Genomic DNA, 21,676 nt, shown 5'->3' with positions numbered 1-21,676 from the left:
CCTTTCTTCATCGACCCACCGGGAGCCCGCTCATGAAAGCAACGCTTGCAGCCGTCTTGTTCACCGTCACCGCCGTCTCGGCCATGGCCCAGAGCACGCCGGTGGGCCTGTGGCGCAACGTCGACGACAAGACCGGCGAGGCCAAGGCCGAGATCCGCATCGCCGAGACCAACGGCGCGCTGCTCGGGCGCATCGAGAAGTCGTTGAAGAAAGACACCAAGCCCGACGCCACCTGCGACGAATGCGCCGACGACCGCAAGGGCAAGCCCATCGCGGGCCTGGAGATCATCCGTGGCGGCAAGAAGGCCGAGGGCAAGGACGTCTGGGAAGGCGGGAAGATCCTCGACCCCGAGAACGGCAAGGAATACCGCGCGAGCTTCACGCCGATCGACGGCGGCAAGAAGCTGGAAGTGCGCGGTTATCTGGGCCCCTTCTGGCGCACCCAAACCTGGAACCGTGTGCAGTAAGTGCGCAACGGAGGCCATGTGACATGAGCGTCTCATCTGGAAAGTTGATCGGTGGCCTTGCCCTCGTGGCGGTTGCTGCTGGTGCGGCCGCTGTCATCTTCTTTCTTGGGATATTCGCAACTGTCCCCATTGCTACCGGGTACAGAGGCGCCTCGGCGACATTCCCGTGGTGGGTCGGTTTCGGTTGGGCGATCTGCGGTCTGTTTGGTTTGGGAGGACTGGTTCTCCTTGCGAACTCACTGGCAGCAGACGAATCGCCACCGACATCAGGTGCCGAATCGGACTCGGCATAGCGCGTCATCGATGCAGCGGAGATTCCCTTTTGTTCTTGATAGCTTGACCCACTCCCGTGCTGCTCACTTCGTGTAGCAGCCTCCCCTCAAGGGGCAAGACCAGCGGCCCGGCCAAACCGGTTTCGCAGTGTTCCCCGAACTGATTCATAACTTCGAAACTCAGCCATGTCCCGATTTCAAGTGAAGAAGGTCGCCGTGCTCGGCGCCGGCGTGATGGGCGCGCAGATTGCCGCCCACCTCGTCAACGTGCGCGTGCCTGTCGTGCTGTTCGACCTGGCCGCCAAGGAAGGCCCGAAGAACGGCATCGTCACGCGCGCCATCGACAACCTCAAGAAGCTCAAGCCCGCGCCCCTGGGCGACGTGGCCGACGCCGGCCTGATCGAGCAGGCCAACTACGACGACGACCTGGCCAAGCTCGGCGAGTGCGACCTCATCATCGAGGCCATTGCCGAGCGCATGGACTGGAAGCTCGATCTGTACAAGAAGGTCGCGCCCCACGTCGCCAAGCATTCGATCCTGGCCTCGAACACCTCGGGCCTGTCGATCACCAAGCTCAGCGAAGCACTGCCTGAAGCCCTGAAGCCGCGTTTCTGCGGCATTCACTTCTTCAACCCGCCGCGCTACATGTTCCTGGTGGAGCTGATCAACACGCCCACCACGCAGCCGCAGGTGCTCGACGACCTCGAGGCCTTCGTCACCAGCACGCTCGGCAAGGGCGTGGTGCGTGCGCACGACACGCCCAACTTCATCGCCAACCGCGTCGGCATCGCCGGCATGCTGGCCACGCTGAAGGAAGTCGAGAAGTTCGGCCTTACGCCCGACGTGGTGGACGACCTCACCGGCAAGAAGCTGGGCCGCGCGAGCTCGGGCACTTTCCGCACCGCCGACGTGGTGGGCCTGGACACCATGGCCCACGTCGTGAAGACGCTGCAGGACAACCTGAACGCCGAGACCGATCCGTTCTACGCCAACTTCGCGACGCCGCCCGTGCTCGCCAAGCTGCTGGAGCTGGGCAACCTGGGCCAGAAGACCAAGGCCGGTTTCTTCAAGAAGGCCGGTCGCGACATCCTGCGCTTCGACCTGAAGAGCGGCGAGTACGTGCCCGCCGGCGCCAAGGCCGACGAGGTGTACGGCCGCATGCTCAAGAAGCCCGCGGGCGAACGCCTGAAGCTGCTGCGCGAGAGCGAAGGACCGCAGGGCCAGTTCCTCTGGGCCATCCTGCGCGACGGTTTCCACTACGCCGCCGTGCACCTGGCCGACATCGCCGAGAGCGCGCGCGACATCGACTTCGCGATGCGCTGGGGCTTCGGCATGAAGCAGGGCCCGTTCGAACTCTGGCAGGAAGCCGGCTGGGCGCAGGTCGCCAAGTGGGTGCAGGAAGACATCGACGCGGGCAAGGCACTGAGCACCGCACCGCTGCCCAAGTGGGTCTTCGAAGGCCCGGTTGCGCAAGCGGGCGGCGTGCACACGCCCGAGGGCTCGTGGAGCGCGTCGCAGAACAAGTTCGTGCCGCAGCGCAAGCTGCCCGTGCACGATCGCCAGCTGTTCCCCGAGAGCGTGCTCGGCGCGAACGCGGCCGATGCCCACACGGCCGGCACGACGATCAGCGACGAAGGCGATGTGCGCGTGTGGACGCTCGACGGTGAAGTGCTCATCGCGAGCATCCAGTCGAAGATGCACGCCATCAGCCCCGACGTGGCCGAGGCACTCGGTGCCGCGGTCGACCTGGCCGAGGCCGAATACAAGGGCCTGGTGATCTGGTCGCCCGACGAGGTGTTCTCGGTCGGCGCCGACCTGCAGGCGATGCTGCCGGCCTTCGTGGTCGCGGGCATCGGCGCGGTCGAAGGCGCGGAAGAAGAGCTGCAGAACGTCATGCTCAAGATCCGTTATGCCAACGTGCCGGTGATCTCCGCCGTGCGCGGCATGGCGCTGGGCGGCGGCTGCGAGCTGGCCATCCACTCGGCCAAGCGCGTCGTCGCGATGGAAAGCTACATCGGCCTGGTCGAAGTCGGCGTGGGCCTGATCCCCGGCGCGGGCGGCCTGACCTACATCGCTCGCCGCGCGGCAGAAAACGCATCGGCCTCGACGGGCACCGACCTGCTGCCGTTCCTCACCGAAGGCTTCACCGCCGCGGCGATGGCGAAGGTGGGCACGGGCGCGCTCGACTCGAAGAAGCTGGGCTACCTGCTGGACAGCGACGTGATCGTGCCGAACAAGGACGAGCTGCTCTACGTGGCACTGCAGCAGGCCAAGGCGATGGCCGACGCCGGCTACCGCCCCCCGCTGCGCCGCACCTTCCGCGTGGCGGGCCGCAGCGGCGCCGCGACGATCAAGGGCCAGCTGGTGAACATGCGCGACGGTGGCTTCATCAGCGCGCACGACTTCCACATTGCCAGCCTGATCGCGAACGTGGTCACCGGCGGCGACGTGGACGCGGGCTCGCTCGTGACCGAGGAATACCTGATGACGCTGGAACGCAAGGCGTTCTGCTCGCTCATCGTGCACCCCAAGACGCAGGAACGCATCATGGGCATGCTCAGCACCGGCAAGCCCGTGCGCAACTAAGGACAGATTTCATGAGCAAGCAAGTACAAGACGCCTACATCGTCTCCGCCACCCGCACGCCCATCGGCAAGTCGCACCGCGGCTACTTCCGCAACTACCGTCCCGACGACCTGCTCGCGACCACGCTGAAGGCGGCACTCGCGGCAGTTCCCGGCCTCGACCCCAAGGCCATCGAAGACATCATCTGCGGCTGCGCGATTCCCGAATCGCAGCAGGGCCTGAACGTCGCGCGCATCGGCGCGGTGCTGGCGGGCCTGCCGACCAGCATCGGCGGCATCACCGTGAACCGCTTCTGCGCCTCGGGCCTGTCGGCCGTGCAGATGGCGGCGGACCGCATCCGCGTCGGCGAGGCCGACGTGATGATCGCGGCTGGCGTCGAGAGCATGAGCATGGTGCCGATGATGGGCAACTCGCCCTCGCTGTCGCCCTCGATCTTCGAGCGCGAAGGCGACGTGGGCATTGCCTACGGCATGGGCCTCACGGCCGAGAAGGTCGCGCAGCAGTGGAAGGTGAGCCGCGAGGCGCAGGACGCGTTCGCGCTGGCCTCGCACCAGAAGGCACTGGCCGCGCAGGCCGCCGGCAAGTTCGCCGACGAGATCACGCCGATCGAAGTGACCGACCGCACGCCGAACCTGGAAACCGGCGAGTCGATCGCCAAGACCCGCACCGTGAGCCTGGACGAAGGCGCGCGCCCCGACACCAGCATTGAGGGCCTGGCCAAGCTGCGCACCGTGTTCGCCGCGCGCGGCACGGTGACGGCCGGCAACAGCTCGCAGACCTCCGACGGCGCGGGCGCGCTGATCCTTGCGAGCGAGAAGGCCGTGAAGCAGTACGGCCTCACGCCGCTCGCACGCTTCGTGAGCTTCGCCAGCAAGGGCGTGCCGCCGCACATCATGGGCATCGGCCCGATCGAGGCGATTCCGGCTGCGCTGCGCTATGCGGGCCTGAAGCACGAGGACATCGACTGGTTCGAACTCAACGAAGCCTTCGCCGCGCAGTCGCTCGCGGTGATGAACACGCTGGGGCTCGACCCGTCCAAGGTCAACCCGATGGGCGGCGCCATTGCACTGGGCCATCCGCTGGGCGCGACCGGCGCGATCCGCGCGGCCACCGTGGTGCACGCGCTGCGCCGCGAGAAGCTGAAGTACGGCATGGTCACGATGTGCGTGGGAATGGGACAAGGCGCCGCAGGCATCTTCGAACGCGTCTAGCGGCTACTGCGCGGGCGATCTGCGGCGTTGCGGGGCCCGTCGGGAAATCCTCACGACCCGTCAGGTCGCTCCGGTTTCCCGCCACCCGCGCCTTGCATCTCATCCCGCTCGCTACGCCGCAGGGCGGTGGTTGATCAACGAAGAAGGAGGCAGGCCCATGCAAGCGCAACAGCTCCCGGTCGATGGCGGTGTGCAACTGGCGGTGCGCCGCTACGACCCCGCCGGCGCACCGCGCGCCAGCATCGTCATCGGCGGTGCGATGGGCGTGCGCCAGTCGTTCTACGAGCCCTTCGCGCACTGGCTCGCGGGGCAGGGCCTGCGGGTCTGGACCTTCGACTACCGCGGCAGCGGCGACTCGCTCGGCGATGCGCCGCTGCGTGGTTTCCAGGCCGACCTGTTCGACTGGGCGCGCGACTACGAGGCGGTGATCGACGCCGCCAAGGCCGCGCTGCCCGACGAGCCGCTGTACCTGCTGGGCCACAGCCTCGGCGCGCAGCTGCCGGGCTTCCTGCAGCGGCCCGGGCAGGTCGACGGCCTCGTGAGCATCGCGGCCGGCAGCGGCTACTGGCGCGAGAACGCGCCGAAGCTGCGGCGCAGCATCCTGTATTTCTGGTTCGTGCTGGTGCCGCTGGCGACGCGCCTGTGGGGCTACTTTCCGGGCCGCAAGCTGAAGAAGGTCGGCGACCTGCCGCGCGGCGTGATCCTGCAATGGCGCCGCTGGTGCCTGAACCCGCGCTACAGCGTGGGCGCGGAAGGCGAGCCCGCGCTGCAAAGCTATGCACGCGTGCGCTTCCCGGTGCTCGCGCTCTCGATGACCGACGACGAACTGATGACGCACGCCGGCACGCGCAGCCTCGTGAGTTTTTATGCAGGCGCGCCGAGCGCGGTCGAGCGCATCGCGCCGGCCGACGTACAGGCGCGGCGCATCGGCCACTTCGGTTTCTTCCGCGAGCAGTTCAGTCAGAGCCTGTGGCCGAGCACGCTCGACAAGCTGCACCGGCTCGCCGCGCTGACCGCGCCTGCGGCAGTGCAGCACGCCAACGTCCCGCACACGACTGCGTGACGTCATCCTCCGAAGGCACACTGGCGATCACCATGAGCAGCACGAACCCCCACCCCCTCGACAAAGCCCTGGCCCTGCACCACAGCGACATCCGCGTGGGGCACTTCACGGGCACCACGAGTCCCGACTACTGGAACATGGTCGGCCCGTTCGGCGGCACCACCGCGGCGCTGGCGTTGCAGGCGGTGCTCAAGCACCCCGACCTGCTCGGCACGCCCATCGCGCTGACCGTCAACTACGCGGCCGCGCTCGGCGAAGGCGCGTTCGATATCCAGGCCACCGCCGTGCGCACCAACCGCTCGACGCAGCACTGGACGGTGACGATCACGCAGCCCGGCGCCGATGGCACGGCGAACATGACGACCACCGCCACCGTGGTCACGGCCGCGCGCCGCGACACCTGGAGCCAGGCTGACCTCACCATGCCCGAGGCGCCGAAGCCTGAGGCGGTCGATCGCATCCGTATCGGCCCGTCGGGCGTGGCCTGGCTCGAGCAGTACGAGATGCGCCCCTTCAGCGGCGGCATTCCCGCCAAGTGGGACGGCAGCCTGCAGCACAGCGAAACCCGCCTGTGGGTGCGCGACGCGCAGGCGCGCCCGCTCGACTTCGCCTCGCTCGCCGCGTTGAGCGACGTGTTCTACCCGCGCGTGTGGCTGCGCCGTGCCACGCACGTGCCCGCGGGCACGGTGTCGATCACCACCTACTTCCATGTCGGCGCCGCCGAGCTGGCCGAGGTCGGCACGGGCTACCTGCTGGGCTGCGCGGCGGGGCAGCAGTTCTTCAACGGCTTCTTCGACCAGAAGGCGCAGCTGTGGAGCGAGAAGGGCGCGTTGCTCGCCACGTCGAACCAGATCGTCTACTACAAGGAATGACCGTCATGGCGCTCACCAAGGCTGCATTGATCGTCGGGGCGGGCGACGCCACCGGCGGCGCCATCGCCCGCCGTTTCGCGCGCGAGGGCTACGCCACCTGTGTCACGCGGCGCAGCCTCGACAAGCTGCAGCCGCTGGTGGCGCAGATCGAGGCCGACGGCGGCCGGGCCCACGCCTTCGCCTGCGATGCACGCAAGGAAGAAGAAGTGGTGGCGCTCATCGAGCAGATCGAATCGACCGTCGGGCCGATCGAGGTGATGGTGTTCAACATCGGCGCGAACGTGCCGGAAAGCATCCTCACCGAAACCGCGCGCAAGTACTTCAAGGTGTGGGAGATGGCCTGCTTCTCGGGCTTCCTCAACGGCCGCGAAGTGGCCAAGCGCATGGTGGCGCGCGAGATGCCGGCCGGCGGCCATCGCGGCACGATCATCTTCACCGGCGCGACGGCCTCGCTGCGCGGCGCCGCCAACTTCGGCGCCTTCTCGGGCGCCAAGATGGCCCTGCGCGCGTTGGCCCAATCGATGGCGCGCGAGCTGGGGCCGCAGGGCATCCATGTCGCGCACGTCGTGGTCGACGGCGCCATCGACACCGAGTTCATCCGCAGCAACTTCCCCGAGCGCTATGCGCTGAAGGACAGCGACGGCATCCTGAACCCGGACCACATCGCCGACAGCTACTGGATGCTGCATGCGCAGCCGCGCGACGCGTGGACGCACGAGCTGGACCTGCGCCCCTGGTCCGAGAAGTTCTGACCGACGCCGCGCTACGCATCGCGTCGCGGCGCACAGCCCCAAGGAGACGACACCCATGACGAAATCCGTCGCGTTCTATTTCGACGTCGGCAGCCCCGCCGCCTACCTGGCCGCCACGCAGCTGCCGCACGTGTGCGCCGACACCGGCGCCGAGCTGGTCTGGAAGCCCATGCTGCTGGGCGGCGTGTTCCAGGCCACGGGCAACCATTCGCCCGCCGAGATCAAGGCCAAGGGCCCGTACCTCACGACCGACCTGCAGCGCTTCGCCAAGCGCTACGGCGTGCCCTTCGTGCACAACCCGCACTTCCCGATCAACACACTGCTGCTGATGCGCGGCGCCACCGGCGTGCAGATGAAGATGCCCGAACGCTTCGGTGCCTACATCGACGCGGTGTTCCATGCCATGTGGGTCGAGCCGAAGAACCTCAACGACCCCGCGACCGTCGGCGCCGTCTTGCAAAATGCAGGCTTCGACGCCGCGGGCCTGCTCGCGCTGGCCGGCGCGCAGGAAGTGAAAGACCGCCTCAAGGCGGTCACGCAGGAGGCGGTGGAGCGCGGCGTGTTCGGCGCCCCCACCATGTTCGTCGGCGACCAGATGTTCTGGGGCCAGGACCGCCTCGATTTCGTCCGCGAATCGCTCCAAGCTTGAGAAGGTGTGAACGAACCCGCCATGTCCGCTCATCCCGCCCAGACGCGCCCCCTCTGCGTTGCAAATGCTCGCCATAGCCCGAGCTATGGCTGCGCTTGCGCCTTGAGGGGTCGCGCCTGGGTGGGCTGCTCGGCCACGCCGGATTCATTCACACCTTCTGAGCGCGTCGTCCCCCGTTTTACCTACCCAAGGATCTTTCCATGAGCGACATCCTCGTCCACACCGAAGCCGGCGTGATGACCATCACCTTCAACCGCGTCGACAAGAAGAACTCGATCACCAGCAGCATGTACGCCGCGCTGGCCGACGCGCTCGCCACGGCCGAGAGCGAAGCGGCCGTGCGCTGCGTGCTGATCCAGGGCGACCCGACGATCTTCAGCGCCGGCAACGACATCGGCGACTTTCTCAACGGCCCGGCCTCCACGCAGGAATCGCCGGTGTTCCGCTTCCTGCGCGGCATCGCCACCTTCCCCAAGCCCATCGTCGCGGCCGTGTGCGGCCCGGCCGTGGGCATCGGCACCACGATGCTGTTCCACTGCGACCTCGTCTACGCGGGCGACAACGCAGCCTTCTCGATGCCCTTCGTCAACCTGGGCCTGTGCCCGGAGGCCGCGTCGAGCCTGCTGGTGCCGCAGATGCTGGGCTACCACCGCGCCGCCGAAGCCCTGCTGCTGGGCGAGCCCTTCATGGCCGAGGCCGCGCTCGAAGTGGGCCTGGTCAACCGCGTGGTGCCGCCGACCGAAGCCAACGGCATCGCACAGACGCAGGCCCGCAAGCTCGCGGCCAAGCCGCTGAGCGCGCTGATCGAGACCAAGCGCCTGCTGAAGAAGACGCAGATGCCCGCCGTGCTCGAGCGCATGGGCGAAGAAGGCGCGAGCTTCGGCCGCATGCTGCGCGAGCCTGCTGCCAAGGAAGCCTTCGGTGCTTTCATGGAGAAGCGCAAGCCGGATTTCTCGAAGGTCTAAGCCTTCCGTGGACTTGCCTGCGGACGGTGGCTGCGTACACTGTTCCTCGTGCCTGCTCCAGACCTCAACCCGCCCACAGCGCCCGCCACGCGGGCGATGCGTGCTGCTGAAAAAGTAGCATTCGGGCCGACGCGCCGGCATGCTTTGGGCTTACTCGCGGGCACGCTCGCGGCGCCCTCGCTGGTGCTGGCACGCGTGCGGCCGTTGCGCATCGGGGTCATCGGTTCGTGGTCGGGGCCCTATGCGGGCGGCGGGCGCCAGTTCGACGCCGGCATGGCGGTCTGGCTGGCCGACCACAAGCAGCAGATCGCGGGCCGGCCGGTGGAGCTGCTGCGCCGCGACGTGCCCGGCAGCGCGCCCGAACAGGCGCGGCGCCAGGCACAAGACCTCATCGAGAGCGAGCGCGTCGATTTGCTCACGGGGCTGGACTTCAGCTCCAACGCCTACGCCGTCGGCACCGTCGCCACGCAGGCGCGCGTACCGACCGTGATCATGAACGCCGCCTCCTCGGGCATCCCCGGGCGCTCGCCGTTCATGGTGCGGGTGTCGTTCACCATCGCACAGGTCACGGCGCCGCTGGCGCGCTGGGCGCTGCAGCAGGGGCTGCGCGACGTGTGCACCGTGGTGGCCGACTACGCCTCGGGCGTGGACGCCGAAAGCGCCTTCGTCTCCGGCATCACCGCGGGCGGCGGGCGCGTGGGCGCGATGCTGCGCGTGCCGCTGAACACGCTCGACTATTCGGCCTACATGCTGCGCCTGCGCGAGCTGAAGCCGCAGGCCGTGTTCTTCTTCCTGCCCTCGGGCCAGATGCCGGCCATCTTCCTGAAGTTCTGGCGCGATCGCGGCATGGCCGACACCGGCATCCGCCTGCTCGCCACGGGCGACGCCACCGACGACCACTACCTGGACGGCATCGGCGAACTGGCCGAGGGGCTGGTCACCAGCCACCACTATTCCTTCGCCCACGAGTCGCCGGCCAACCGGCGTTTCGCGGGCGCCTTCGAGACCGAGTACGGCAGCCACCTGCGCCCGGGCTACTTCGCCGTGGCGGCGCACGACGGGCTCGCGGCCATCGACGCCGCGCTGAGCGCGCCGGGCGCGCGCGGCGGCAAGGCGGGCGCCGAGCGGCTGGTGGATGCGTTCCGCGGCCTGCGGCTGGACAGCCCGCGCGGGCCGGTGGAGATCGACGCCCACACGCGCGACGTGGTGCAGTCGGTCTACATCCGCCGCGTGGAGCGGCGCGACGCGCGCTGGATCAACCGCGAGTTCGAGTGCTTCGAGCGCGTGCGCGACGCCGGCATGGGCGTCGCCTGAAGGCGGCTCAGGCCGCCGGCTGTTCGATGGGACGGGGGCGGCCGTTGTCGTCGATGGCGACGTAGGTGAAGGTGGCCTGCGTCACCTTGATGTACTCGCCCTGCGCCCGGAAGCGCTCGGCGAACACCTCGACCGTCACCGTGATGGAGGTGCGGCCCACGCGCACCAGCTTCGAATAGAACGAGAGGATGTCGCCCAGCCGCACCGGCTGCTTGAAGATGAACTCGTTGACCGCCACCGTGGCCTGGCGGCCCTTGGCGTAGCGCGCCGGGATCACCGAGCCGGCCAGGTCGCACTGCGCCATGACCCAGCCGCCGAAGATGTCGCCGTTGGCGTTGCAGTCGGCCGGCATCGGGATGACCTTGAGCACCAGCTCCATGTCGGTGGGCAGGCTCTTGAGGGTGGCGGCGGCGGCCGCTGCGGCGGAAGCGGCACTGGAAGGGGAGGACATGGGCACAATCTGAAGCAACAACAACACCCACGATTGTCCCCCATGCGCCGAAGCGGCGAAGCCCTTTCCTCCTCTCCCCATGCGCCCGGCGGCCACCCGCCCGCGCGCTCCGACCGTTCCGACTGGGCGACCCTGCGCCGCCTGTTTCCCTACCTCTGGCAGTACAAGTGGCGGGTGATCGCCGCGCTCGGCTTCATGATCGCGGCCAAGGTGGCGAATGTGGGCGTGCCGGTGCTGCTCAAGAACCTCGTCGACACGATGACGCCCAAGCCCGACATGGCGCAGGCGCTGCTCGTCGTGCCGATGGCGCTGCTCGTGGCCTACGGGCTGCTGCGCTTTTCGACATCGCTCTTCAACGAACTGCGCGAGCTGATCTTCGCCAAGGCCACCGAGGGCGCGGCGCGCAGCATCGCGCTGCAGGTGTTCGGCCACCTGCATGCGCTGAGCCTGCGCTTTCACCTGGAGCGCCAGACCGGCGGCATGACGCGCGACATCGAGCGCGGCACGCGCGGCGTGCATTCGCTCATTTCGATGTCGCTGTACAGCATCGTGCCCACCATCATCGAGCTGGCGCTGGTGCTCACCATATTGGGCGTGAAGTTCGACGCGCTGTTCGTGTGGATCACAGGCGCGGCGCTGGTGCTGTACATCGTCTTCACGGTCACCGTGACCGAGTGGCGCACGCAGTTCCGCAAGACCATGAACGAGCTCGACTCGATGGCGCAGAGCCGCGCGGTCGATTCGCTGCTGAACTACGAGACCGTCAAGTACTTCAACAACGAGGAGTTCGAGGCCAAGCGCTACGACGCCAGCCTCGACCGCTACCGCAAGGCCGCCATCAAGAGCCAGCGCACGCTGAGCATGCTCAACACCGGCCAGCAGCTGCTGATTGCCGTGAGCCTGGTGCTGATGCTGTGGCGCGCCACCTCGGGCGTGGTCGAAGGGCGCATGACGCTGGGCGACCTGGTGATGGTCAACGCCTTCATGATCCAGCTCTACATTCCGCTCAACTTCCTGGGCGTGATCTACCGCGAGATCAAGCAGAGCCTGACCGACCTGGACAAGATGTTCGTGCTGATGGAAAAGGAGCGCGAGGTGCGCGACGCGCCCGGCGCGCAGCCGCTGGCGGGCATCGACTCGACCGTCCGCTTCGAGGACGTGAGCTTTGCCTACGAGCCCGATCGCCCGATCCTCAAGCACGTGAGCTTCGAGATCCCGGCCGGCAAGACGGTGGCGGTGGTCGGCCCGTCGGGCTCGGGCAAGTCGACGCTCGCGCGCCTGCTGTACCGCTTCTACGACGTGCAGCAGGGCCGCATCACCATCGGCGGCGAAGACATCCGCACCGTGCAGCAGGCCAGCGTGCGCCGCGCCATCGGCATCGTGCCGCAGGACACGGTGCTGTTCAACGACACGGTCGAATACAACATCGCCTACGGCCGCCCCGGCGCGACGCGCGACGAGGTCGAAGGGGCGGCGCGTGCCGCGCGCATCCACGACTTCATCGCCGCCACGCCCAAGGGCTACGAGACGACGGTGGGCGAACGCGGCCTGAAGCTCTCGGGCGGCGAGAAGCAGCGCGTGGCCATCGCGCGCACGCTCTTGAAGAACCCGCCGATCGTGATCTTCGACGAGGCCACCTCGGCGCTCGATTCGGCCAACGAACGCGCCATCCAGTCCGAGCTGCGCAGCGCCGCGCAGGGCAAGACCACGCTGGTCATCGCGCACCGCCTCTCGACCGTGGTCGAGGCGCACGAGATCCTGGTGCTCGAATCGGGCGTGATCGTCGAGCGCGGCACGCACGCCGATCTGCTGGCCCAGCAGGGCCGCTATGCCCAGATGTGGGCTTTGCAGAAGAGCGAAGCAGTGCCGATGCTCTAGCCCGATCATTCACTCCTTCTTTCTTTTCACCGACCCCAGGAGTTCAGACGTGTCGACCAAGATTCCCCTGCTGGTGCTCAACAGCCTCTCGAGCGCCCACCAGGCCCAGATTGCCGAGGTCTACGACATGACCTACGCCTTCGGCGACGCGCAGCGCGCCGCCGCCATCGCCGAGCACGGCCCCAAATTCCGCGCGGTGCTGACCATCGGCGTCATCGGCCTCACGCCCGCCGAGATCGACGCCATGCCGGCGCTCGAGCTGGTCTGCTGCATGGGCGCGGGCTACGAAGGCGTGCCGCTCGAGGTCACGCGCGCACGCGGCATCGCGACCGCCAACGGCGCCGGCACCAACGACGACTGCGTGGCCGACCACGCCTTCGGCCTGCTGATCAGCATCGTGCGCGAGTTCCGCACGCTCGACCGGCTGTGCCGCGAAGGCGTGTGGCGCGAAGCCATTCCGCAGCCGCCGAACGTGTCGGGCAAGAAGCTCGGCATCCTGGGGCTGGGCACCATCGGCCAGAAGATCGCCAAGCGCGCCGCCGCCTTCGACATGGCCATCGGCTATCACAACCGCAAGCCGCGCGAAGGCGCCACGCACCGCTACTTCGACGACCTGAAGTCGCTCGCCACCTGGGCCGACTTCCTGATCCTGGCCGCGCCGGGCGGGCCGGCGACCAAGCACCTGGTCAACGCCGAAGTGCTCGACGCGCTGGGGCCGCAGGGCTACCTCGTGAGCATCGGCCGCGGCAGCGTGGTCGACACCGAGGCGCTGGCGAAGGCGCTGCGCGAGCGCCGCATCGCGGGCGCGGGCCTGGACGTGTACGAGAGCGAACCCAAGCGCCCCGAGCCGCTCATCGGCCTGGACAACGTGCTGCTCACGCCGCACATGGCAGGCTGGTCGCCCGAGGCCACGCAGAAGTCGGTGGACCACTTCCTCGCGAACGCCCAAGGGCACTTCGCGGGGCGCGGCGTGCTCACGCCGATCTGATCCGATCGGATCAGGACAAGGCCGGCGGGCGCCGCGCCGCCCAGCCGCAGGCCTGGTCGTAGGCATGGCCCAGCCGCAGCACGTCGAGGTCGGCATGGATCGGGCCGGCCAGCTGCAGGCCCATCGGCAGCCCGCCGTCGCCGAAGCCCGCGCGCACGTTGAGGGTGGGCAGGCCCGCCAGCGTGAAGGGCGTGACGATCTCCATCCAGCGGTGGTAGGTGTCGCTCTTCACGCCGTTCACCTCGGCCGGCCAGTGCAGCTCGGCATCGAAAGGGAACACCTGCGCCGTCGGCGCCACCACGAAGTCGAAGCGCTCGAAGAGCTTGAGGAACGCGCGGTACACGTTCGAGCGGTAGTGCGAGGCCTGGTAGAGCGAGGCGGCGTCCAGGTGCCGGCTTTGCTCGATCTCCCATTGCGCCTCGGGCTTGAGCTGCGCGAACAGCTTCGGGTCGCTCAGGTAGGCGCCGAGCTTGCCGCCCACCAGCAGTTGCCTCAATCGCAGCCAGGCGCTCCAGTTGTGTTCGCGCGGCACGTCGAGCGTGCAGGGCTCGACCTTGCAGCCGATGGTGCGGAAACTGTCGAGCGCCTGCTCGCCGAGTTCGCGCACGCCCGGCGCCAGCGGCAGCTCCGGCCAGAGGCTGCCGAGCCAGCCGATGCGCAGGCCGCGGCCGTCGCCGTCCAGCTGCAGGTCGTCGGGCGAGGGCAGGGCGTGCGGCGACGACAGCGGCACGCGCGTGTCGAAACCCGCCTGCACGGCCAGCAGCCGGGCCGTGTCTTCCACGGTGCGGCCCATCGGGCCCTCGCAGCCCAGCTGCTGGAAGAAGAGCTCCTGCTCCGGGTCGCCGGGCACGCGACCGCGCGAGGGGCGCAGGCCGATCACGTTGTTGAAGGCGGCGGGGTTGCGCAGCGATCCCATCATGTCACTGCCGTCGGCCACGGGCAGCATGCCCAGGGCCAGCGCCACGGCCGCGCCGCCGCTGCTGCCGCCCGCGCTGCGATCGGGCGCGTAGGCGTTGCGCGTGATGCCGAACACCGTGTTGTAGGTGTGCGAGCCGAGGCCGAACTCGGGCGTGTTGGTCTTGCCGATGACCACGGCGCCGGCCGCACGCATGCGGGCGACGTGCAGGCTGTCGGTGCGCGCGGGCGAGCGCGGCGACAGCGGCGAGCCCATCGAGGTCGGCAGGCCGGCGGCGTGGCTCAGGTCTTTCACGGCCAGCGGAAAGCCGTGCATCCAGCCGCGCCGTTCGCCGCGCGCCAGCTCGGCGTCGCGTTCGTCGGCCTCGGCCAGCAGCTGGGCGGGGTCGCGCAGGGAGACGATGGCGTTGAACCGCGGATTGAGCGCGTCGATGCGGGCGAGCGACGCCTGCATCACCTCGCGGCAGGACACGTCGCGGGCCGCGATCTTGCGCGAAAGTTCGGTGGCGCTGAGCTCAGGCAGGTCGTCGAAAGGCATGGCGCATGCGGGAAAAGGAGGGGGCGCCCAGTATGGCGCGGCGCTCGCATAATCGCCGCGTATGGAAACAAAGTGGCTCGAAGACTTCATCAGCTTGGCGGAAACCCGCAGCTTCAGCCGCTCGGCCCAGTTGAGGCACGTGACGCAGCCGGCGTTCTCGCGGCGCATCCAGGCGCTCGAGGGATGGGCCGGCACCGACCTGGTCGACCGCAGCTCCTACCCCACGCGCCTCACGCCCGCGGGCCAGACGCTGTACAGCCAGGCCATCGAGATGCTGCAGTCGCTGCAGAGCACGCGCGCCATGCTGCGCGGCCACTCGGCCGCCGGGCAGGACGTGATCGAGATCGCCGTGCCGCACACGCTGGCCTTCACCTTCTTTCCCTCGTGGGTCACCAGCCTGCGCGAGCATTTCGGGCCGATCAAGAGCCGGCTCATCGCGCTCAACGTGCATGACGCGGTGCTGCGGCTGGTCGAAGGCAGCTGCGACCTGCTCATTGCCTACCACCACCCCTCGCAGCCGCTGCAGCTGGACGCCACCAAGTACGAGATGGTCAGCCTGGGCGAGGAAACCGTCGCCCCCTGGGTCAAGGCCGATGCCGAGGGCGCGCCGCGCTACCGGCTGCCGGGCCGCCCGGGCCAGCCACTGCCCTACCTGGGCTATGCGCCGGGCGCCTACCTCGGGCGCGTGGTCGACCAGCTGCTGAAAGAGTCGGGCACCGCCATCCACCTGGACCGCGTCTACGAGACCGACATGGCTGAAGGCCTGAAGGTGATGGCGCTCGAAGGCCACGGCATCGCCTTCCTCCCGCAGAGTGCGGTGCGCAAGGAGATCAAGGCGCGCAAGCTGGTGAGCGCGCTGCCGCCCGAGATCGACAGCCTGGAGGCCAAGATGGAAATCCGCGCCTACCGCGAGCGGCCCACCGCGCCGGTCCCGGTGAAGGGCGGCGCCGGCCGCTCGGCGGCCCGGGCCGGGCTGTCCGAAAGCCTGCAGCCCAAGCGCACGGCCGACGCCCTGTGGTCCTACCTGGTCGGAACCCAGCCGCCGCAATGAGCGGGCGAGTGTGAATGGCTGCGGATTTGTGCGCTGCACAATCTATAAGCACCACGCATACGACCCCCCGCAATCAGCATTGGCGGCCCGGCCACGGCGCCACTACAGTCGCGGCAGTTTTTTTCGGCCGTCGCACGCCGGGGATCGCCGGTCGCTGCTTGCGCCACGCACAGCCGCCCGAATGCCGGGCACAAAGGCTGCTTAGTGAAAGTCGGACAATGCGAAATGTCTGGATTGCACCAGGCTGGCGCCCCGATGGGCGCAGCCGGTGCGAGGCGGGCGGCGATGCCCGTGGAATGCACCGGGTTGGTCCGGGTATCCCGCAAAATGCGAGTGTCTAGAATTTCGTTCTATTTGTTTCAGTCACCCTCAGGAGCTTTTCGTATGAAAAAACAAGTATTGGCATTGGCTGTCGCAGCGCTCGCCACCAGCGGCGCCTTTGCACAGGCCAATGACACCCTGGCCAAGATCAAGGCCTCGGGCACCATCACCGAAGGCGTGCGTGAGTCCTCCGGCCTTTCGTACACGCTCGGCAATGGCCAGTACACCGGCTTCCATTACGACGTCTGCGCCAACATCATCAAGGACCTGGAGAAGGCCGCCGGCAAGAAGCTCGAAGTCAAGTACCAGCCCGTGACTTCGCAGAACCGCATCCCCCTGGTGCAGAACGGCACCGTGGACATCGAGTGCGGCTCCACCACCAACAACGCCACCCGCCAGAAGGACGTGGCTTTCGGCGTGACCACCTACGTCGAAGAAACCAAGATCGTCGTCAAGGCCAACTCGGGCATCAACTCGCTGGCCGACCTGAAGGACAAGACGGTCGCCACCACCACCGGCACCACGCCGCTGCAGACCGTGCGCAAGCAAAAGCGCGCCGAGAACCTGACCTTCAAGGAGGTCTACGGCAAGGACCACTCCGACAGCTTCCTGCTGCTGGAAACCGGCCGTGCCGACGCCTTCGTGATGGACGGCTCGATCCTGGCTGCCCTGGCCGCCAAGTCGAAGTCGCCCAAGGACTACAAGATCCTGAACGACGTGCTGGCCGTGGAACCCATCGCCATCATGATCCGCAAAGACGACCCCGCCTTCAAGAAGGCCGTGGACGACAGCATCAAGGCACAGGCCAAGTCGGGCGAACTCGCCAAGCTGTATGACAAGTGGTTCCTCAAGCCGATTCCCCCGGCCAACGTGACCATCAACCTGCCGCTGGGCGAAGCCACCAAGAACGCGTGGGCCAACCCGAACGACAAGCCGGCCGAAGAGTACGTCACCAAGGAATAAGCGCGCGTCGCTGCGTGAATGGACGCCCACCTTTCGCGGTGGGCGTTTCTTTTCAAGGGACGGTTTTTCGAAAAGAAGCTGAAGGAGTAAACACACATGGGAAACTGGGATTGGCAGGTCTTCCTGCAAGACCCCGGGGGGGAATATCCGAGCTACCTGCAATGGATGCTCTCGGCCTGGGGCTGGACCGTGTCGGTCGCGCTGCTGGCGCTGATCGTCGCGCTGGTGCTGGGCTCGCTGATCGGCATCATCCGCACGCTGCCCGACAGCCCGTGGCTCGTGCGCTTCGGCAATGCATGGGTGGAGCTCTTTCGCAACATCCCGCTGCTGGTGCAGATCTTCCTCTGGTACCACGTGATTCCGGCACTCATCCCCGTGATGAAGGGCGTGCCGAGCTTCATCCTCGTGGTGCTGGCGCTGGGCTTCTTCACCTCGGCGCGTATCGCCGAGCAGGTGCGCTCCGGCATCCAGGCGCTGCCCAAGGGCCAGCGCTATGCGGGCATGGCGGTGGGTTTCACCACGCCGCAGTACTACCGCTACGTGATCCTGCCGATGGCGTACCGCATCATCATCCCGCCGCTCACGAGCGAGACGATGAACATCTTCAAGAATTCGTCCGTCGCGTTCGCCGTGTCGGTCACCGAACTCACCATGTTCGCCATGCAGGCGCAGGAAGAAACCTCGCGCGGCATCGAGGTCTACCTGGCGGTGACGGCGTGCTACGTGGTGTCGGCCCTGGCCATCAACCGGCTCATGGCGTTCATCGAGAAGAAGACCCGCGTGCCGGGCTTCATCGTCTCGGCCAGCGCTGGCGGCGGAGGACACTGACATGATGAATCTCGACCTGTCCTTCTACAACTGGGACGTCATCAGCAACTTCGTCATCAAGGGCTTCTACTTCAGCATCATGCTGACGGTGGTGGCCACCATTGGTGGCGTGATCTTCGGCACGATCCTGGCGCTCATGCGCCTGTCGGGCAAGAAGTGGCTCGATGCGCCCGCAGCGCTGTACGTCAACGGCATGCGAAGCATCCCGCTGGTGATGGTGATCCTGTGGTTCTTCCTGCTGGTGCCGGCGTCGTTCTATTCGATGTTCGGTTCGCTCGGCTCGAACTACCGCTCCGAGATTTCGGCGGTGATCACCTTCGTGGCGTTCGAAGCGGCCTACTTCAGCGAGATCATGCGCGCGGGCATCCAGTCGATCCCGCGCGGCCAGGTGAACGCGGGCCAGGCGGTGGGCATGACCTACGGCCAGAACATGCGCCTCGTGGTGCTGCCGCAGGCCTTCCGCAACATGCTGCCGGTGCTGCTCACGCAGACCATCATCCTGTTCCAGGACACCTCGCTGGTCTACGCCATCGGTGCCTACGACATGCTCAAGGGCTTCGAGACGGCGGGCAAGAACTTCGGTCGCCCGATCGAGGCCTACCTGCTCGCGGCGGTCGTGTACTTCGCCATGTGCTACGCCCTTTCCTGGCTGGTGAAGCGCCTGCACAAGAAAATCGCCATCATTCGCTGATTGAGTGGCTGAACTGAACCGGAGAGAAACAAATGTCCGAAAAAATGATTGAAATCAAGAACGTCTCCAAGTGGTACGGCCCGGTGCAGGTGCTCAACGACTGCTCGGTGAACATCTCCAAGGGCGACGTGGTGGTGGTGTGCGGTCCGTCGGGTTCCGGCAAGTCCACGCTCATCAAGACCGTGAACGCGCTCGAGCCCTTCCAGAAGGGCGAGATCACCGTCAACGGCATTCCGCTGCACGACCCCAAGACCAACCTGCCCAAGCTGCGCTCCAAGGTCGGCATGGTGTTCCAGCACTTCGAGCTGTTCCCGCACCTGTCGGTGACCGAGAACCTCACGATCGCGCAGATCAAGGTGCTGGGCCGCACGCCCGACGAAGCCAAGACCCGCGGCCTGAAGATGCTCGACCGCGTGGGCCTGATGGCGCACAAGGACAAGTTCCCGGGCCAGCTGTCGGGCGGTCAGCAGCAGCGCGTGGCGATCGCCCGAGCGTTGTCGATGGACCCGATCGTGATGCTGTTCGACGAACCCACCTCGGCGCTCGACCCCGAGATGGTCGGCGAAGTGCTCGACGTGATGGTGAGCCTGGCCAAGGAAGGCATGACCATGATGGTGGTCACGCACGAAATGGCCTTCGCCCGCAAGGTCGCGAGCCGCGTGATCTTCATCGACGTGGGCGGCAAGATCCTGGAAGACTGCCCGAAGGACGAGTTCTTCAACCACCCAGAGAACCGTCAGCCGCGCACCAAGGACTTCCTGAACAAGATCCTGCAGCACTGATCCGCTGCGCGCTCCAAACAAAAAGCCACGCTGTCCGCAACGTGGCTTTTTTCATGGGGTTCGGGTCGAAGCTCAGGGCAGCCGCGCGATGTGCTCCGTCAGCAGGTCGAAGAAACCCTGCGCATCGCCGTCGATGATCCACTGCACGTTGGCCGGCCGCTTCAGGCTGCCGTGCCAGTCGGCCACGGTCTGGCCGAAGCCCATGCCCTCGCGGCTGTCGATCTCGACGTGGATGCGGCGGCCCTGGAACAGGTCGGGGCGCAGCAGGTAGGCCGTCACGGTGGCGTCGTGCACCGGGCCACCGGGCATGCCGTAGTGGGCCATCTCCTGCGGCGCGTAGGCGTCGAGGATGTCGGCGACGATCGTGCCGGCGCGGTTGCCCAGCTGGCGCAGCCGCGCGATGCGCGCGTCGCTCGTGAGGATCTTGTGCGTCACGTCCAGCGGCAGCATCGTGATCGGCACGCCGCTTTTCAGCACCGCCTCGGCCGCATGCGGATCGGCGAACACGTTGAACTCCGCCACCGGCGTGATGTTGCCGCCGTTGAAATGCGCGCCGGCCATGAGCACCAGCTCGCGCAGGCCGCGCACGATGTCGGGCGCCTGTTCGAGGGCCAGTGCGAGGTTGGTCTGCGGGCCGAGCATGGCGAGCGTCACGCTGTGCTCGGGCGCGGCGCGCAGCGTGCGCACGAGGTAGTCGACGGCATGGCCCTCGGCCAGCGCCACGACGGGGTCGTGCACGGTCACGCCCGTGAGGCCTTCACGGCCGTGGATGTTGGCGGCGTAGATGGGGGTGCGCTGCAGGGGCCGCTCGGCGCCCGCGTAGACCGGAAGCTCCGGCCGTCCAGCCCATTCGCAGGCCAGGCGCGCGTTGCGCGAGGTCTTGGCCAGGGGAACATTGCCCGCCACCGTGGTCAGCGCCTGAATCGCCAGCGATTCGGGCGCCGCCAGGGCGAACAGCAGCGCGATCACGTCGTCCGCGCCGGGGTCCGTGTCGATGATCAGGGTGTGCATGGCGACATTGTCATGCCGCCCCCCGATCCACGGCGATGCGCGGCTGCTTACTTCGCGCGCGCGGCGATGGCCTTCTCGGCCTTGGCCACCAGGTCGACGCCGACGGTCGACTTCCACTTGTCGTACACCGGGCGCGTGGCCTTCACGAAGGCGTCGCGCTCGGCCGGCGTGAGGTTGGTCACCGTCACGCCCATGGCGGCGATGTCCTTGAGCACGGGCTTGTCGGCTTCGACCAGGCCCTTGCGCGCGATGGCGATTTCCTGCTTGCCGGCGTCGAGCGCGGCCTGGCGCACGATGGCCTGGTCGGCCGGCGTCCACGAGGCCCAGATTTCCTTGTTCACGACGAACACCAGCGGGTCGGCCACGTAGCCCCAGGTGGTGACGAACTTCTGGCCCACCGTGTGCATCTTGAGCACGGTGAACAGGAACAGCGGGTTCTCCTGGCCGTCGACCGCGCCGCTGGCGAGCGCGGGCTGCGCGTCGGCCCAGCTCATCTGCGTGGGGTTGGCGCCCAGTGCGGTGAGCATGTCGGAGTAGATGGGCGAGCCCACCACGCGGATCTTCATGCCCTTGATGTCGGCCGGCGACTTGATCGGCTTCTTCGAGTTGGTGATTTCGCGGAAGCCGTTCTCGCCCCAGGCGAGCGGCACCACGCCGGCCTTGTCGAGCGTCTTGAACATGTCCTTGCCCACCTCGCCCTGCGTGAGCGCGTCGATGGCCGCGTAGTCGGGCATCAGGAAGGGCATGGAGAACAGGTTGAGCTGCTTCACTTGCGGCGACCAGTTGATGGTCGAGCCTACCGCCATGTCGATCACGCCCTGGCGCAGCGCGCTGAACTCGCGCGTCTGGTCGCCTTGAATGAGCGACACGCCCGGGTACAGCTTGATGTTGATGCGGCCCTGGGTGCGCTCCTTCACCAGGTCGGCCCAGATCTTGCCGGCCTGGCCCCACGGCGTGGGCGGGCCCAGCACCAGCGACATCTTGTACTCGGGCTTGTAGGTGGCCTGCGCCATCGCGCCGGTCGAGAACAGGCCGAGCGTGGCGGCGACGGCGGCAAGGCCCAGCAGGGTGCGGCGGATTTTCATGAGAGAGGTCTCCTCTTTGTCTA

General features: G+C 67.4%; 20 protein-coding genes. 16 read left to right on the top strand and 4 right to left on the bottom strand.

What is annotated here, in order from left to right:
* The first annotated feature begins 32 nt into the window (after positions 1-32).
* The 9 genes from AC07XP_RS13035 to AC07XP_RS12995 all read left to right on the top strand — a co-directional run bounded on the left by AC07XP_RS13035 (position 33) and on the right by AC07XP_RS12995 (position 10,151).
* A complete protein-coding gene (locus AC07XP_RS13035) occupies positions 33-467 on the top strand; it encodes a DUF2147 domain-containing protein (RefSeq protein ID WP_070060217.1) in 435 nt (144 codons plus the stop codon).
* 458 nt (positions 468-925) lie between these two features.
* On the top strand, positions 926-3,325 hold the full coding sequence (locus tag AC07XP_RS13030) for a 3-hydroxyacyl-CoA dehydrogenase/enoyl-CoA hydratase family protein (protein WP_495264914.1): 2,400 nt from the start codon (positions 926-928) through the stop codon (positions 3,323-3,325).
* Between the two features lie 11 nt (positions 3,326-3,336).
* On the top strand, positions 3,337-4,536 hold the full coding sequence (locus AC07XP_RS13025) for an acetyl-CoA C-acyltransferase (RefSeq protein WP_495264913.1): 1,200 nt from the start codon (positions 3,337-3,339) through the stop codon (positions 4,534-4,536).
* 157 nt (positions 4,537-4,693) lie between these two features.
* Entirely contained in the window at positions 4,694-5,599 is a 906-nt protein-coding gene (locus AC07XP_RS13020; RefSeq protein WP_495264912.1) for an alpha/beta hydrolase family protein, read from the top strand.
* Positions 5,600-5,631: 32 nt separating this feature from the next.
* Entirely contained in the window at positions 5,632-6,471 is an 840-nt protein-coding gene (locus tag AC07XP_RS13015; RefSeq protein WP_495264911.1) for an acyl-CoA thioesterase, read from the top strand.
* A 5-nt stretch (positions 6,472-6,476) separates the two neighbouring features.
* Entirely contained in the window at positions 6,477-7,223 is a 747-nt protein-coding gene (locus AC07XP_RS13010; protein WP_095949525.1) for an SDR family oxidoreductase, read from the top strand.
* Positions 7,224-7,278: 55 nt separating this feature from the next.
* Positions 7,279-7,872 (top strand): 2-hydroxychromene-2-carboxylate isomerase, encoded by a 594-nt coding sequence (locus AC07XP_RS13005; protein ID WP_495264910.1) that lies wholly within the window; start codon positions 7,279-7,281, stop codon positions 7,870-7,872.
* Between the two features lie 200 nt (positions 7,873-8,072).
* The gene (locus AC07XP_RS13000) at positions 8,073-8,837 is read left to right on the top strand and encodes an enoyl-CoA hydratase (protein ID WP_062471072.1); all 765 of its coding nucleotides are present in this window, start codon (positions 8,073-8,075) and stop codon (positions 8,835-8,837) included.
* A gap of 195 nt (positions 8,838-9,032) precedes the next feature.
* Complete coding sequence (locus AC07XP_RS12995) at positions 9,033-10,151, top strand: ABC transporter substrate-binding protein (protein ID WP_139701560.1); 1,119 nt, start codon at positions 9,033-9,035, stop codon at positions 10,149-10,151.
* A gap of 7 nt (positions 10,152-10,158) precedes the next feature.
* On the opposite strand, the gene AC07XP_RS12990 is transcribed toward AC07XP_RS12995, so the two are convergent.
* Entirely contained in the window at positions 10,159-10,602 is a 444-nt protein-coding gene (locus AC07XP_RS12990) for an acyl-CoA thioesterase (protein WP_070060209.1), read from the bottom strand.
* Positions 10,603-10,644: 42 nt separating this feature from the next.
* On the opposite strand from AC07XP_RS12990, the gene AC07XP_RS12985 reads away from it, so the two are divergent.
* Positions 10,645-12,480, top strand: a complete 1,836-nt coding sequence (locus tag AC07XP_RS12985; protein WP_495264909.1) for an ABCB family ABC transporter ATP-binding protein/permease — start codon at positions 10,645-10,647, stop codon at positions 12,478-12,480.
* A 49-nt stretch (positions 12,481-12,529) separates the two neighbouring features.
* Positions 12,530-13,468 (top strand): 2-hydroxyacid dehydrogenase, encoded by a 939-nt coding sequence (locus AC07XP_RS12980; protein WP_495264908.1) that lies wholly within the window; start codon positions 12,530-12,532, stop codon positions 13,466-13,468.
* Positions 13,469-13,478: 10 nt separating this feature from the next.
* Here AC07XP_RS12980 and AC07XP_RS12975 read toward each other — a convergent pair whose 3' ends face one another.
* Positions 13,479-14,921 carry an amidase gene (locus tag AC07XP_RS12975; protein WP_495264907.1) on the bottom strand — a complete coding sequence of 481 codons (1,443 nt, stop codon included), beginning with the start codon at positions 14,919-14,921 and terminating at the stop codon, positions 13,479-13,481.
* Positions 14,922-14,982: 61 nt separating this feature from the next.
* Between AC07XP_RS12975 and AC07XP_RS12970 the strand changes: the two genes are divergently transcribed.
* The 5 genes from AC07XP_RS12970 to AC07XP_RS12950 all read left to right on the top strand — a co-directional run bounded on the left by AC07XP_RS12970 (position 14,983) and on the right by AC07XP_RS12950 (position 19,557).
* Positions 14,983-15,972, top strand: coding sequence for a LysR substrate-binding domain-containing protein (locus AC07XP_RS12970; RefSeq protein ID WP_062471061.1), 990 nt, complete (start codon positions 14,983-14,985; stop codon positions 15,970-15,972).
* 384 nt (positions 15,973-16,356) lie between these two features.
* Entirely contained in the window at positions 16,357-17,256 is a 900-nt protein-coding gene (locus AC07XP_RS12965) for an amino acid ABC transporter substrate-binding protein (RefSeq protein WP_062471058.1), read from the top strand.
* A gap of 96 nt (positions 17,257-17,352) precedes the next feature.
* Positions 17,353-18,084, top strand: coding sequence for an amino acid ABC transporter permease (locus tag AC07XP_RS12960; RefSeq protein ID WP_062471055.1), 732 nt, complete (start codon positions 17,353-17,355; stop codon positions 18,082-18,084).
* 1 nt (position 18,085) lies between these two features.
* Positions 18,086-18,775: an amino acid ABC transporter permease gene (locus tag AC07XP_RS12955; RefSeq protein WP_062471052.1), complete on the top strand. Its 690-nt coding sequence runs from the start codon at positions 18,086-18,088 to the stop codon at positions 18,773-18,775.
* 44 nt (positions 18,776-18,819) lie between these two features.
* Positions 18,820-19,557 carry an amino acid ABC transporter ATP-binding protein gene (locus AC07XP_RS12950; protein WP_056576214.1) on the top strand — a complete coding sequence of 246 codons (738 nt, stop codon included), beginning with the start codon at positions 18,820-18,822 and terminating at the stop codon, positions 19,555-19,557.
* 72 nt (positions 19,558-19,629) lie between these two features.
* Here AC07XP_RS12950 and AC07XP_RS12945 read toward each other — a convergent pair whose 3' ends face one another.
* Positions 19,630-20,568: a nucleoside hydrolase gene (locus AC07XP_RS12945; protein ID WP_495264906.1), complete on the bottom strand. Its 939-nt coding sequence runs from the start codon at positions 20,566-20,568 to the stop codon at positions 19,630-19,632.
* 47 nt (positions 20,569-20,615) lie between these two features.
* Positions 20,616-21,653 (bottom strand): DctP family TRAP transporter solute-binding subunit, encoded by a 1,038-nt coding sequence (locus AC07XP_RS12940; RefSeq protein WP_495264905.1) that lies wholly within the window; start codon positions 21,651-21,653, stop codon positions 20,616-20,618.
* Between the last annotated feature and the right edge of the window lie 23 nt (positions 21,654-21,676).

The organism is Variovorax sp. GW531-E2, assembly GCF_059423125.1.
Note: the sequence above shows the minus strand (reverse complement) of the source record. Positions and strands in the feature narration are given on the sequence as shown.

Coding starts and splice junctions, on each gene's coding strand:
- AC07XP_RS13025 (WP_495264913.1), top strand. CDS start 3,337: ATGAGCAAGCAAGTACAAGACGCCTACATCGTCTCCGCCACCCGCACG.
- AC07XP_RS13010 (WP_095949525.1), top strand. CDS start 6,477: ATGGCGCTCACCAAGGCTGCATTGATCGTCGGGGCGGGCGACGCCACC.
- AC07XP_RS12945 (WP_495264906.1), bottom strand. CDS start 20,568: ATGCACACCCTGATCATCGACACGGACCCCGGCGCGGACGACGTGATC.
- AC07XP_RS13000 (WP_062471072.1), top strand. CDS start 8,073: ATGAGCGACATCCTCGTCCACACCGAAGCCGGCGTGATGACCATCACC.
- AC07XP_RS12965 (WP_062471058.1), top strand. CDS start 16,357: ATGAAAAAACAAGTATTGGCATTGGCTGTCGCAGCGCTCGCCACCAGC.
- AC07XP_RS12955 (WP_062471052.1), top strand. CDS start 18,086: ATGATGAATCTCGACCTGTCCTTCTACAACTGGGACGTCATCAGCAAC.
- AC07XP_RS12950 (WP_056576214.1), top strand. CDS start 18,820: ATGATTGAAATCAAGAACGTCTCCAAGTGGTACGGCCCGGTGCAGGTG.
- AC07XP_RS13005 (WP_495264910.1), top strand. CDS start 7,279: ATGACGAAATCCGTCGCGTTCTATTTCGACGTCGGCAGCCCCGCCGCC.
- AC07XP_RS13035 (WP_070060217.1), top strand. CDS start 33: ATGAAAGCAACGCTTGCAGCCGTCTTGTTCACCGTCACCGCCGTCTCG.
- AC07XP_RS12985 (WP_495264909.1), top strand. CDS start 10,645: ATGCGCCGAAGCGGCGAAGCCCTTTCCTCCTCTCCCCATGCGCCCGGC.
- AC07XP_RS12975 (WP_495264907.1), bottom strand. CDS start 14,921: ATGCCTTTCGACGACCTGCCTGAGCTCAGCGCCACCGAACTTTCGCGC.
- AC07XP_RS13030 (WP_495264914.1), top strand. CDS start 926: ATGTCCCGATTTCAAGTGAAGAAGGTCGCCGTGCTCGGCGCCGGCGTG.
- AC07XP_RS12990 (WP_070060209.1), bottom strand. CDS start 10,602: ATGTCCTCCCCTTCCAGTGCCGCTTCCGCCGCAGCGGCCGCCGCCGCC.
- AC07XP_RS13020 (WP_495264912.1), top strand. CDS start 4,694: ATGCAAGCGCAACAGCTCCCGGTCGATGGCGGTGTGCAACTGGCGGTG.
- AC07XP_RS12970 (WP_062471061.1), top strand. CDS start 14,983: ATGGAAACAAAGTGGCTCGAAGACTTCATCAGCTTGGCGGAAACCCGC.
- AC07XP_RS12960 (WP_062471055.1), top strand. CDS start 17,353: ATGGGAAACTGGGATTGGCAGGTCTTCCTGCAAGACCCCGGGGGGGAA.
- AC07XP_RS12940 (WP_495264905.1), bottom strand. CDS start 21,653: ATGAAAATCCGCCGCACCCTGCTGGGCCTTGCCGCCGTCGCCGCCACG.
- AC07XP_RS13015 (WP_495264911.1), top strand. CDS start 5,632: ATGAGCAGCACGAACCCCCACCCCCTCGACAAAGCCCTGGCCCTGCAC.